The sequence below is a fragment of the Pseudomonas sp. GW821-FHT09E04 genome (assembly GCF_059416185.1).
Window position 1 is genome coordinate 406,581 of the sequence record NZ_JBWKOR010000001.1, and the last position, 13,250, is coordinate 419,830.

General features: G+C 59.0%; 9 protein-coding genes. 6 read left to right on the forward strand and 3 right to left on the reverse strand.

Going from position 1 to position 13,250, the window contains the following annotated elements:
* Window positions 1-94: 94 nt before the first annotated feature.
* Window positions 95-754 carry a hypothetical protein gene (locus AC07N4_RS01945; protein WP_102619837.1) on the reverse strand — a complete coding sequence of 220 codons (660 nt, stop codon included), beginning with the start codon at window positions 752-754 and terminating at the stop codon, window positions 95-97.
* 333 nt (window positions 755-1,087) lie between these two features.
* On the opposite strand from AC07N4_RS01945, the gene AC07N4_RS01950 reads away from it, so the two are divergent.
* Window positions 1,088-2,272 (forward strand): sugar transporter, encoded by a 1,185-nt coding sequence (locus AC07N4_RS01950; protein ID WP_493064814.1) that lies wholly within the window; start codon window positions 1,088-1,090, stop codon window positions 2,270-2,272.
* 50 nt (window positions 2,273-2,322) lie between these two features.
* Here the strand turns inward: AC07N4_RS01950 and AC07N4_RS01955 are convergent, their stop codons facing one another.
* Window positions 2,323-3,237: a LysR family transcriptional regulator gene (locus AC07N4_RS01955; protein WP_085709803.1), complete on the reverse strand. Its 915-nt coding sequence runs from the start codon at window positions 3,235-3,237 to the stop codon at window positions 2,323-2,325.
* 270 nt (window positions 3,238-3,507) lie between these two features.
* Between AC07N4_RS01955 and AC07N4_RS01960 the strand changes: the two genes are divergently transcribed.
* From AC07N4_RS01960 to pgm, 4 genes are all read left to right on the forward strand, one after another.
* Window positions 3,508-4,530 carry a zinc-dependent alcohol dehydrogenase family protein gene (locus tag AC07N4_RS01960; protein ID WP_085731020.1) on the forward strand — a complete coding sequence of 341 codons (1,023 nt, stop codon included), beginning with the start codon at window positions 3,508-3,510 and terminating at the stop codon, window positions 4,528-4,530.
* A gap of 546 nt (window positions 4,531-5,076) precedes the next feature.
* A complete protein-coding gene (locus AC07N4_RS01965; RefSeq protein WP_493064815.1) occupies window positions 5,077-6,531 on the forward strand; it encodes a hypothetical protein in 1,455 nt (484 codons plus the stop codon).
* 49 nt (window positions 6,532-6,580) lie between these two features.
* On the forward strand, window positions 6,581-7,981 hold the full coding sequence (locus AC07N4_RS01970; protein ID WP_493064816.1) for an aminotransferase-like domain-containing protein: 1,401 nt from the start codon (window positions 6,581-6,583) through the stop codon (window positions 7,979-7,981).
* A gap of 109 nt (window positions 7,982-8,090) precedes the next feature.
* Window positions 8,091-9,737, forward strand: coding sequence for a phosphoglucomutase (alpha-D-glucose-1,6-bisphosphate-dependent) (pgm, locus tag AC07N4_RS01975; protein ID WP_493064817.1), 1,647 nt, complete (start codon window positions 8,091-8,093; stop codon window positions 9,735-9,737).
* A 63-nt stretch (window positions 9,738-9,800) separates the two neighbouring features.
* On the opposite strand, the gene AC07N4_RS01980 is transcribed toward pgm, so the two are convergent.
* The gene (locus tag AC07N4_RS01980; protein WP_085731268.1) at window positions 9,801-10,496 is read right to left on the reverse strand and encodes a pirin family protein; all 696 of its coding nucleotides are present in this window, start codon (window positions 10,494-10,496) and stop codon (window positions 9,801-9,803) included.
* Window positions 10,497-10,775: 279 nt separating this feature from the next.
* Here AC07N4_RS01980 and AC07N4_RS01985 point away from each other — a divergent pair, with 279 nt between their 5' ends.
* Entirely contained in the window at window positions 10,776-13,250 is a 2,475-nt protein-coding gene (locus AC07N4_RS01985; RefSeq protein ID WP_493064818.1) for a UvrD-helicase domain-containing protein, read from the forward strand.

Genomic DNA, 13,250 nt, shown 5'->3' on the forward strand with positions numbered 1-13,250 from the left:
CTTAACTGAGTGCGAGTGCCCGACCTTCCATCGGTCGGGGCGGCGGTAAGTTAAACTTTATTACCGGATTTGTCATTAAGCACTTTGCCATTACTCATGAGCCAGGGTTTCTGGGCTCATCGTCCACACTGACCTTCAAGCGCAACGTCAGACCTTGAAGCTGTCTGTTTTTCAACATGCCCAGTTCCGGCCCCTTGCGTTCGTTGCCATTGGCGTCCAACCCTCGGCACTGGAGACTGGACTTGAGGGAACGATCAGACGATGGATCTTGCCAATGGCAACGCACGGCGAGTATTTGCTCATCGATTCGTGTCGCCGGTTTTTCATTCTCCCCAAGGAACGTTTCAACCTTGAGGCCGACCGAGGACGTGTCGATCGTTTTTTCGACTGTCGCAGAGTGACCAGCAATATTGAAATCAATGCCACTGAGCACCAAGAAACAATCTCCGACCTTGCGACTCACCGCTATCTCGAACTCGGAAGTGAAAGGCGTGGCGTGGGCATCGGCATAGAACTCTTTTCTATCAGGCTGCGGATCGCCCGCGTAATCGTCGGGCAATATGCATATCCCTCCGAACAGCTCGCTGTAATACGCGGTGGTGTAGACATTGAATTGTGCAGGCATTTCAGTCTTGAGCGTGAATGTGTTCGAGAGCATCGCGCAGCCGCTGCCCAGCAGCATGGAACTGGCGACAAGCAGGGTACGAACGGAGCGAAAAGCACGGTTGGTGAAGTGGTTTTGTTGCGAGGGCATCAGTACTTCCTTGTAACGTCTTGGGGGCATTTCTGGCTTTCAATGGTTTGCCGGAAGATCCACATGGCTGAATGTCAGGTCAACTGCAACATTGCTCGCGAGTAAGAAATGCGGGAGCTTGATATCCGTATGGCAATTGATTGCGCTACGCAGGCCAATGAAGCGCGCTGCGGTTCAGGGCAGCGGGGTGTACTCGAAAGTGTGCGCCGAGAGTTTCCCACCCGGCGGACAAGTCGCCGTTTCTTTATAGTAAAGTCGCCAGCGAACCACCTGTCGTCTGAGGCTTTTCGGCAATTGGTGTACGTAAAAACGACAGATGGGCACGACTTATAAATGAACAACTCCACGACTACAACCAGCGGCAATTGGTATGCGGTCATTGCACTGGCACTGGCTGCGTTTGTCTTCAACACCACCGAGTTCGTCCCAGTCGGGCTGTTGAGTTCGATCGGCAGCAGCTTCGACATGACGTCGGCTCAGGTCGGTTTGATGTTGACCATCTATGCGTGGGTGGTGTCGCTGACCTCGCTGCCGATCATGCTGCTGACGCGCAACGTCGAGCGGCGCAAGCTGTTGATCGTGCTGTTTGCGATGTTCATCGTCAGTCATATCCTGTCGAGTCTGGCGACCAGCTTCGCTGTCCTGCTGCTGAGCCGGATCGGCGTGGCGTTGTCGCATGCGCTGTTCTGGTCGATCACGGCTTCTCTGGCCGTGCGTCTGGCGCCACCGGGCAAGCAGGTTCAGGCCTTGGGCTTGCTGGCAACCGGCACTTCCCTGGCGATGGTGCTGGGCATTCCCCTCGGCCGGATATTGGGCGAGGCGATGGGCTGGCGAACCACCTTTATCGCGATCGCGGTGCTGGCGGCTACGTTGGTGTTCTGGCTGGCCAGGGTCTTGCCGTTGCTGCCCAGCCAGAACTCGGGGTCGCTCAAAAGTTTGCCTTTATTGTTGAAGCGACCTGCACTCGTAGCGATCTATATCCTGACCGCGATGGTCGTGACGGCTCACTTCACCGCTTACAGCTACGTGGAACCGTTCGTTCAGGTCGTGGCGGGCATGAGTGGCGAGACGGTAACGCTCATCCTGCTGTTATTCGGCGGTGCGGGGATTTTCGGATCCCTGCTGTTCAGTTGGCTGCATCGGTATAGCCCGCAGCGTTTTCTGATTGTCGCCGTGTCGTTGCTCGCGTTGTGCCTGGCGTTGCTGCTGCCCTTGAGTGGCAAGGTCTCTTACCTGTGCACGCTGAGCCTGTTCTGGGGAATGGCGATCATGGGGTTCGGTCTGGCGTTGCAGTCCAAGGTTCTGGTGCTGGCGCCTGATGCGACCGATGTGGCGATGGCGTTGTTTTCGGGGATCTACAACATCGGCATTGGTGGCGGGGCACTGATGGGGAGCTGGGTGGGGAGCCAGTTTGGTTTTGCTTATGTCGGGGTTGTTGGCGGGATGCTGGCGGCGTTGGCGCTGTTGCTTTATTGCCTGTCGGTCTATCGTCTGGCTCGGCCCGGGGCTTCTGTTTGAGTTTTTGAACCGCTTTGCTAGCGAAAGCAAAGCGGTTTCGGAAAGGCTTCTCAGAGGCTGTCCGGATCCCCAAAAAACATCTGAATCCGCGACCGCAACCAACGCTCCCCAGGATCGTTATCCTGCGACCCACGCCAGGCCATGTGCAGTTCAAACGTACGTGTCGGCAACGGCGGGTCTTCCGCGCGCACACCGCCCGCAGACGTCAGCGCATCAGCCGTGTAATCCGGCACCGTCGCGACAATGTCGGTCCCGGCCAGCAACGTGCTCAAACCGTTGAACTGCGGTACGGCCAGCACCACGTGGCGTTTGCGGCCGAGCTTTTCCAGTTCTTCATCGATAAAGCCACTGAGATCGCCGGCGAACGACACCAGCGCATGCGGGCGGGCGCAATAGTCATCCAGGCTCAATGGTCCCGGCACCGTATCGGCGCGCAGCAGTTTCGGCTGGCTGCGGCGCAAGACTTTGCGCTTGGCGTTGGCCGGCAGGTCGGTGGTGTAGCTGACGCCGATCGAGATTTCACCGGAGGCGAGCAAGCCCGGCATCAGGATGTAGTTGACGCGACGGACCACCAACACGATCCCGGGCGCCTCGGCCCGCAGGCGCTTGAGCAGCATCGGCAACAACGCGAATTCGACGTCGTCCGACAATCCGATCCGGAATACCGAGGTGCTGGTGGCTGGGTCGAATTCGGCTGCGCGGCTGACCGCTGTCGAAATCGAGTCCAGAGCAGGCGAGAGCAGGGCGAAGATTTCCACCGCACGAGCAGACGGTTCCATGCTGCGCCCGGTGCGTACAAATAGCGGATCGTCGAACAGTCCGCGCAGGCGCGAAAGCGCCGCGCTGATCGCTGGCTGGCCGAGAAACAGCTTCTCCGCAGCGCGGGTCACGCTGCGTTCGTGCATCAGCGTTTCGAATACGATCAACAGGTTCAGGTCGACACGACGCAGGTCATTACGATTCATCTGGAGTCCTGGCAGAGTCATCAAGCTTGACGAGAGCGACCATATGAGAACAATGGCCGGCATGAATCTTACGGGGAAAGGCTGGTAGTCTGCACCGGGTAATTCAGCTTTACTGAGAAGGCGGCAGCAGTTTTTTCATGGATTTGCTCAATGCTGGCCATACTGCGGAATCAATGACAGGCATGTCGACTATTAATAGCCACTGATAGTCTTGGCCGGAAAGCCCAGATAGAGTTCAGGGCATTAGAGGTTACTTTGACGAGGTTTGCGATGTCCCGCACGATCCGTTTTCACAAGTTTGGTCCGGCCGAGGTGCTCAAATGCGAAGAGCATGCGGCCGCTCAGCCAGGTCCTGGCGAAGTGCAGGTGCGTGTCGAGGCGATCGGCATCAGCTGGTACGACACGCTCTGGCGTCAGAACCTGGCGTCGTCACAGGCCCGCCTGCCTTCAGGCCTGGGTCATGAAATGGCTGGTGTGGTCACGGCCATTGGCGACGGCGTCGAAGACCTGATCGTCGGTGACAAGGTGGCGAGTTTTCCGGCCGAGAGTCCCAATGACTATCCGGTCTATGGCGAACTGATCGTTCTGCCGCGTACGGCGCTGACCCGTTATCCGGACGTGCTGAACCCGATCGAAGCCAGCGTGCATTACACGCCGCTGTTGATCGCCTATTTCGGTTACGTCGATCTGGCACGCGTCAAACCCGGGCAGTTTGCCCTGGTCACTGACGCCAGTCATTGCGCCGGTCCGTCCTTTGTCCAGTTGGGCAAGGCGCTGGGGGTGCGAGTGATTGCCGCCACGAAAACCGCGGAAGAGCGCGAATACCTGCTGTCCCTCGGTGCCGAGAAAGTCATCGTCACCGAAGAAGAAGACCTGTTGATGCGGATCAACAAGATCACCGACAACCGTGGCGTCAATGTCGTGTTCGACGGTCTCGGTGGCCCACAGATGTCGCTGCTTGGAGATGTGCTGGCACCTCGCGGCAGCCTGGTTTTGTATGGCCTGCAGGGTGGCAACCAGACGCCATTCCCGGCCTGCGCAGCGTTCCAGAAGAACATCCAGTTCTTCGTGCACTGCATCGGTAACTTCACCGGGAAGCCGGAGCTGGGCATCGTCCAGGATCACGTCGCCTTGCAACGTGCCCTGCGTGACATCAACCAGTTGACGGCCGACCGCGTGCTGCTTCCGCTCAAGACCCGGGTGTTCCCGTTCAACGAGTTTGTCGAAGCGCACCGCTACATGGACGAATGCCCTTGCCGTGAGCGGGTCGCCCTGCAAGTCGAACCTGCCTGACCGTTGTGATCAGAGTCCGTGGCCCCACGGACTCTTGTGCGTTCCATCCTTCAGACCAAGAGAAACCCTGGGCGCGACGCCTGGGGACGTTCAGCAACTGAACTGGTTTTTACTCTTGATCTGTATCTTCTAATCGCCCTCCAGACCCTGATAATTGAATGACTACTTTCATCTCAAGGAATGAGCTATGGCTGTGCATTCTCTTTTTTCTGCGCGATACAAAATGATTGTCGAGGGTCGATATCTTGATTCTTGTTTAATTGCTGTAGGGCGGTCGCGTAATCCCTTCTTTTTTTCTTGTGCTCATCATGCGCAGGCCATTGTAAGAAATTTCCCAGGAAAACTTCTTCCTCAAGAAAACCCTGTAACGGCGGGGGCTTGCGGCGTGCGAGTCATAAACATGAATTATTGCGAGCCCAACTGTTTCAAATAACTACAAAACCTTAAGTGTTAGCATTTCAGCGTCTATTAATTAATGAAGAATGATTGCGCGTCCGGCGTTCGTGGTTGCGCAATATAAAACCTTTGATATCGGGTGAAGTACTGATGAGCACGATCCATGACCAGGCAATGAACTATGTCTACCAGCAAGTATTGCAACGATTGCTGAGTTTCTTTTCCCGTGCAGAACGCACGGCATTGCAGCTGTTGATTCAGCGACTGGCGGTGGCTGCCGGGGGCATGGATCGAATCGGCGAATTCAAGGTGCTGGTGACGCAATCGGGCACTCGGGATTGCTGTTACAGCCTGGCCCTGATGCGCGCTGCGCAACTGAGCATCGCCGGACGGGCTCCGGGCACTTTTCAGTTACGGGTGGCAACCCTGCGCGGTTGCGCCACACCGCCCTCGGCACTGCACAACATGCACCGCAGTTTCAGCGCACTGTTTCTGTATGACGACCCAAGGGTCGAACTGCTGATGATCGACAATCGGGAGGTCTTGCCTTTTAACCATCAGGCGCCGCTCACCGACGATGGTCGGGAGGCGAATCGCATCAATCTGCTGATGGTTGGCCACCGCCGGCGCTGGGGAGAGAGCCTGGAGCTTTGGGACGACGCGTACCTGGCCACCGCCGAGTTCTACGGGCAGGTCGCACGCTGGAACAACGGCGTCGATGCCTTGGTCAGCAGCGACTCCGCACGCAGCCAGGAGCATTTTCTTCAGGGACTGGATCGCGCAGCCCAGAAGGCTGGCATCGGCGCGCTGCCGAAGCGGGGGACCGGATTCGAAGAGCTGTTCAATCTGCTCGACGGCATGGGGGGCGACTGCTATCGCGAGCTCCACGCAGAGTCCGATCTGCTGCCGTGGCGTCCTCTCGGTCAGTTCGAAGCCTGTCGGCGCACCCATTACATCGGCATCGATGACATGGTGGTGGGCAAGATGGAGGAGCGGTGGCCCTTGCTCAGCGACTTTCTCGGGTTTCAGACGGATGATTTGTTGTTCGAGCCAGGCACCGGCGAGTCGCCAGATCCCTTGGTCGCGGCCTACCTGAGCGGTCTGCAAGCCAACTACATCGGCGGTCACGATTATGAAGTCGGGGTCTCGGAATACCTGCAGCGTTGCCTGGCAGTGATGCGTCGCAAAAACCTGCCGGAGCAGATTTGCGAACGGTTTGTGGCGACGTTCGGCAACCTGTCCGATCTCAGCGCGCATCGATCGTTGGCCTCCTCATCCTTGCAAAAGAGTTTCGGGCTCAATGAAGCGCAACTGGTCTGTCTCTTGTTCGCGCCTTTCATCGAGGGCGGAGCCGGGCTCGAACGTTTTCTGCGCACCTGCCATCCGGGCATGCTGGTGGCCATGCCGGATCTGCATCGTGCGATGCAGGGATTGCACGCGCCGGAGCAGGTTCTGCAATGGATGACCGATGTCAGTGGGTTGCCCGTGCGGCTGATCAGTCGGCTGTATGCCATGGACGCCATTCAAATGGCCGATCAGGCAACGCACGCCCCGGGTCCGGCCGACCGCGAGGTTGCCGCAGGCGACCGTACGGCGGAAGGTTGAACGTGAGCGTAGCGCCCGGTCACCAGAGAATGCCTGCGGACGCCGGTTCATGAATGCCTCGCGTGAAAACGATTTCGCCTATCAGGCGGTCTATCGCTATCTCACCCAACTGATCGAAGGGCCAGGCGGCGAAGGAGCGGTCCGACTGCCCTCGTTAAGGCAACTGGCCGAACGGCTGAACGTGTCGATATCGACCATTCAGTACGCCTACGCACTGCTTGAACGAGAAGGCCGGGTCTACTCCGTGGCCAAGTCCGGGTATTTCGCACAGCCGGCATCCACGGTCATGCCGCCCGGGCGAGGCAATGATCTGCTGGAAACCGTGTACGTCAACGCCAGATGTCTCGGCATGCGCGTATTGAGTGCTGACGACCCGGCTTCGATTCAACCCCTGGACAGTCCGTTGCTGATGCTTGAGCGGGAGCTCATGCGCCAATATCCCCGGCCATCACAGGCACCGGCCCAGCCTTGTGGCGAGCTGGAGTTGCGCACGCTGCTGGCCGCTCGCTATACCTCATCACCCACTCATTGCTGGCATGCCGAGGATGTCTATATCGGCGCCGATGTAAGAGGGGTGCTGGAAATCCTGATCGCGGTCCTTGAGCTGCGTCACACGACCGTGGTGGTCGAGTCTCCCTGCGACTGGGTGATATTGCGCTTGCTTCAGTCTGCCGACGTGCGGGTCATCGAGCTGCCGGTACAGCCCGGCGGAGGGGTCGATCCACGGCATCTGGCCTCGTTACTGGAAACCGAACCGGTACGGCTGATCCTGCTGTCGTCGCAATTGAACATGCCCCATGGCAGCCTGGCGCCTGCCGATAATCGCGAAGCCATCGCGCGCCTGCTCAGGCTCCACGGTACCTGGGTGCTGGAAAACGACAGTTACAGTGAATTGGGCGATGACTGCGCAAGTCGACCTCTGCGGGACTTGCTGGACCCCGATCGCCTATTGGTGTTTTCCACGTTCGAAAAGGTCATCGGTGTCGAAGCGCCCTATGGCTATGTGCTCGCTCGCCAATGGCGCAACGACCTGCAACGGCACTTTCTGCTGCGTTCGTTTCGCTTGTCGCCGATTCGCCAGAAAGCCATTGCCCGACTGTATGCCAGCGGTCGTGTCGATCAACATCTGCCGGTGCTCAAGCGTCTGCTCAAGGAGCGTCGTACACAGTTGATCGAACTGCTGCGCGAAGGACTGGGCGATGCCCTGCACATCGCCGAGCCGCAGGGCGGTGCGACGGTCTGGGTGCGTTCATCGCGTCGGGTGGCGATGGGCACGGTGTTTCAACGGCTGCTCAAGCAACATGTGTTGATCGCGCCGGGAGAGCTGTTCAGTACCCAAGGCATGCATGGGCAACACATGCGTCTGAGCGCGATAGGCAGCAGCGGGCAGGAGCTGGCAGGCGTCGTCGGTTTGCTTGGCGATGCCTTGCGACTGGCCCCCGATGACTGAGCTGTTAAAAAACATCGGGGATGCACTGGATAGATCCCATCGCACTACGGTCAAACTGCCAGTAAACTCCGCTGTAATTTCCTGAACCACTCTATTTCAGAGGTTTTGCATGACACTCAGTCCTTTTGCGGGCAAACCGGCACCGGCAGAGTTGTTGGTCGACATCCCGCGACTGGTAACGGCGTATTACACCGGTCAACCCGACGCCTCGATTTCCACCCAGCGTGTGGCGTTTGGTACTTCCGGGCATCGTGGCAGCTCCTTCGACTTGAGTTTCAACGAGTGGCACGTTCTGGCCATCAGCCAGGCGATCTGCCTGTACCGCGAAGCCCAGGGCATTACCGGTCCGCTGTTTGTCGGCATCGATACCCACGCGCTGTCGACGCCGGCCGGGGCCAGCGCCCTGGAAGTGCTGGCAGCCAACGGTGTGACTGTGATGATCGCCGAAGGCGATGAGTACACCCCGACACCGGCAGTGTCCCACGCCATTCTTTGCTACAACCGCGGCCGCACCACCGGCCTCGCTGACGGCATCGTCATCACACCGTCGCACAACCCGCCACAAAGCGGTGGCTACAAATACAACCCAACCAACGGTGGCCCGGCCGACACCCACATCACCAAGTGGATCGAAGCCAAGGCCAACGAACTGCTGGCCAACAAACTGGCAGGCGTTAAACGCATCGGTTACGAGCAGGCGTTGAAAGCAGCCACCACGCATCGTCACGATTACGTGAATACCTACGTTGCCGACCTGATCAATGTCATCGATTTCGATGCCATCCGCAGTGCCAAACTGCGTCTGGGTGTCGATCCGCTGGGTGGAGCAGGGGTGCGTTACTGGTCGGCCATTGCCGAGCACTATCGTCTGGACCTCGATGTAGTGAACAAGGAAGTCGATTCGACGTTCCGCTTCATGACCGTCGACTGGGATGGCCAGATCCGCATGGACCCGTCATCCAGCCACGCCATGCAGGGCCTGATCGGCCTCAAGGAGCGCTTCGACGTCGCGTTCGCCTGCGATCCGGATCACGACCGTCACGGCATCGTTACCCCGTCCGGTGGCCTGTTGGCACCGAACAACTATCTGGCCGTGTCGATCGACTACCTGTTCCAGAACCGTCCGCAATGGCGCGCCGACGCGGCCGTGGGTAAAACCGTGGTCAGCAGTGGCCTGATCGATCGCGTGGCCAAGCGTCTGGGACGTCGCCTGTACGAAGTACCGGTCGGCTTCAAGTGGTTCGCCGACGGCCTGTTCGACGGCTCGCTCGGTTTCGGCGGTGAAGAAAGCGCCGGCGCATCGTTCCTGCGCAAGGACGGCGGCGTCTGGTGCACCGACAAGGACGGCCTGATCCCGGCCCTGTTGGCTGCTGAAATGACTGCCCGTACCGGCCGTGACCCAAGCCAGGCTTACCGCGCACTGACCGATGAACTGGGCGAGCCGTTCTCGGTGCGTGTCGACGCCAAGGCCAACCCTGAGCAGAAAGCCCTGCTGAGCAAGCTGTCGCCGGAGCAAGTCACCTCGACCGAGCTGGCGGGCGAGAAGATCCAGAGCATCCTCAGCAAGGCGCCGGGCAACGATCAGGCCATCGGCGGCCTGAAAGTGATGACCGAGAACGGCTGGTTCGCCGCGCGTCCTTCGGGCACCGAAGACATCTACAAGATCTACGCCGAAAGCTTCATCGGTGACGACCACCTCAAGCAACTGGTGGCCGAAGCGCAAACCCTGGTGGATGGTGCCATTTCCACGAAGTAATCCGCGCTGAATAAAAAAGGGCGACCTCAGAGGTCGCCCTTTTTTTGCCCGTCATTCAGCCGATCAGGCCAGATCCACCAACACGATTTCACTGTCTTCAATGGCTGTGACGGTCAGCACCGGCTCATGACTCACCGCGACACCGTCTCGAGCTTGCGCACGCAAGCCGTTGACTTCAATCACGCCGGTGGCCGGTACGAGGTAGGCGCGACGTCCGGCATCGAGGCGATACTCGGCGGTTTCCCCGGCCTTGATCGTGGCCGCCACCAAACGTGCATCGGCGCGAATGCGCAGACTCTCATCGTCACCGACCTTGCCGCTGGCGAGGGTCACAAAGCCTTCGCGCTCGCCTTTGGGAAACGGTTTGGCACCCCACGAAGGTGGTGCACCGGTTTCGGTCGGCATGATCCAGATCTGAAAGATCTTGGTAGCGGTCGCTTCCAGGTTGTATTCGCTGTGGGCGATCCCGGTGCCGGCGCTCATCACCTGAACGTCGCCGGCTTCAGTGCGGCCCTTGTTGCCCAGGTTGTCCTGGTGGGTGATCGCACCTTCACGCACGTAAGTGATGATTTCCATGTCCCGGTGCGGGTGAGTGGGGAAACCGGTTCCCGGGGCGATGATGTCGTCGTTCCACACCCGCAGATTGCCCCAGCTCATGCGCTGTGGATCGTAGTACTCGGCGAACGAAAAATGGTGATGGGCATCCAACCAGCCGTGATGGGCGCCGCCCAGCGAGCTGAAGGGTCTGAGTTCAAGCATGATCTTCTCCTCAAAAGGTTCGTCATGGGGCGTTTCGGCCGCAGCCACGAAGCGAGACCGGTGATTGATGGCGAGCATCATCTATCAGCCAACAATCGAGAAAAAGCGTAAAAAGTGCTGCATTCCCATCGAATTGATTGATGTTATAAACCTCGAAACGCTCTTACGCAGCCTTCAGTTCATCGCCTAACTCGATGACCTGTAAGCATTTCGCTAGAACTCAAGGGCAAATGCAGACACCATAGCCCCTAACAGCCTCACCTCCTGGAGTCCGTCAGCGTGGCGCAACACACCCCCGATCTTCCTCCCGAACTTCGTCCCTTGGCCGAGATGCCGTGGTTCAAACGCCTGGCGGCGCGTTTCCTGGGCCACGGCCTGACGCAACTGCGCGCCCAGCATCGGGCTTCGTGGCTGCACGGCCAGGCCGATGGCTTTCGCAGCGGTCACACCGCCGGGGTCGATTATGGTTACAAGGAAGGCAAGGCTGACGGCCTGGAAGAGGGCCGTCAGGTGTTGTTGATCCGCGACAGCCGCAGCACCGAGCATCGCGCGCCGAGCATCGACAACCACCTGTTCGATGACTGGCGTCTGCCACTGACGGCCGAGCTGAAAAAGCGCATGAAGGCTGACGTCGCCCGCTTGCTGCCGGCCCACGCCCAGCCAAGCGTTGCGCAATGGAAGATGATTTTCAGTGATACGCCGTCAACGTCGGTGATTGCTGGAGCGGGTGCTGGCAAATCGACCACGCTGGTGCTGCGCATTCTGCTGCTGACGCATTATCTGGGCTTTGAGCTGGATTCGATGACCGTCGTGACCTTCACCCGGGAGTCGCGCAAGGACTTCATCAACAAACTGATTGAGCTGTTTGCGCTTTGGGGTCAGGCCCTGAGCCACAAAACCGCCCGGGATCTGGTGCGAACCTTTCACTCGCGCATTCTGCCGATGGTTCGCAGCCTGCCGGGGTTCGAGCGTTTGCAGGCTTTTGAAAACCTCAGCCTCCGGCCGCAGGGCGGGGACGATGACGTCGACAGCAACCCGTTTGATCTGCGGATCAACGACGCCCAGCGGCAGCAGCTCAACGCCTGTTATCACCGTCTCTACACCGAGGACGAGCGTTTCCGGCAATTGATCCAGCCACTGTCCCGGCATGCCTTGCAGCTCAAGGAGCTGGAACGCGATCACCCGGACGTGCAAAAGCGCATGGCGGTGACCGAACTGGCCGCCAAGCGCGACGAAGAACTGTGCGATGTGATCGAAGACTTGTGGTTCCGCGCCGGTGCCTGGCCGATCAAGGGTGTCGAGCCGAACCGCCAGACCTTCGAGATCAACGGTGCGAACTTCCACTGTCATGGCTACATTCCAAGCCTCGATGCCTGGGTCATTTTGGGCTTCGATCCGCGCGAAAATCCGCAAGTCTGCCGCCCAAACGCCAAGCTGACAGTCCGTGCAGAGTGGGCAGTCAAGCGCACGCTGTTTCAAGCTTTCTGCCGTAAGCCATTGATTTGGATAGATAGTTACGAGTCATCAAAGCGCATCCTGGCCACATTGGCAGGTGATGCCAGTGCCGGGCCGGGCTTCGATTACAAGGTCAAGGGCGAGCTCGCATCCGCGCCGTTGCTGGACTGTTTTGTCGCCGCCGCCGGCTTTATCGAAAACCTGGGCCTGGATGTGCCGGACGCCGTTGGCCGCATGAGTTTCGCCAAGGATGATCCGGACCGGTTTTTCTTTGAAGCGCTGAGCCTGTTCTGGCGCGCGCTGGAAGATCATTTGCTCGATCAGAAACCACCGGTCATGACCTACAACCGCATGTTCGCGCTGTTCAGCGAGCACTCGCCGGAAAACCTCAAACTGCTCAGCGATGAACTGCTGCGGCCCATGTCGCACCTGATGATCGATGAATTCCAGGACGTGTCGCCGCAGATCGTTTCGTGGATTCGCGCCAGCCTTGCGGAAATCCGCAGCCGTGGCCCGGCCATGCACGTCGGGCGCGGGGCGCAGCGTTCTTCCTTGCTGTGCGTGGGGGATGACTGGCAGTCGATCTACGGCTGGCGCGGCAGTTCGCCGAGTTACTTCATGGAGTTCAACAAGGAGTTTTCATCGCCGAGCACCACCCGGGTGATGCTCAGCGACAACTATCGCAGTCATCAGCACATCATCGACGCGGCAGAGCACATCGTCCGTGCGGCGCCGGCGATTCCCGGCAAGAAAGCCAAGGCCAGCGGCGAGGAGAGGCCGCTGCAACCGGTCAACGTACTGGAGCGCGACGATCAAGCACTCGGCCAGCGCCTGGCGGAGCACTACAGAAACGGTGATTCAATCCTGATGCTTTATCGAAAAAGTAGCGATAAGTCATTGATAGAACAGCATATTCAGTCTGTAGTTAATGTTGATTCTAGCTTGCCGTACGAGTCCCGACGCTTGAAGCAACTGACCTATCACAGCGCCAAAGGCTTGCAGGCCGATGCGGTGTTCTTGCTCGGTGACTGTCAGCATCTGACCAGTTCGCCGTATAAAAATCAGGTCTACCGCATGGCCGGACTGGGCAAGGCCGGCGACAACGAGCCTTACGACACCGCGCAGAAGGACGAAATCCTGCGCCTGGCTTATGTCGGCATCACCCGGGCGGTGAGTCATTGCTACTGGTACGTCGAACCGCAGGACGCCCAGGCAGTGAACATGCCGCGCGCCTCCGATCGGGTAGCCAAGGGCAAGCCGTTCTTCGTCGATCACCGGCCGGAAAAGAAAACCGCCTGA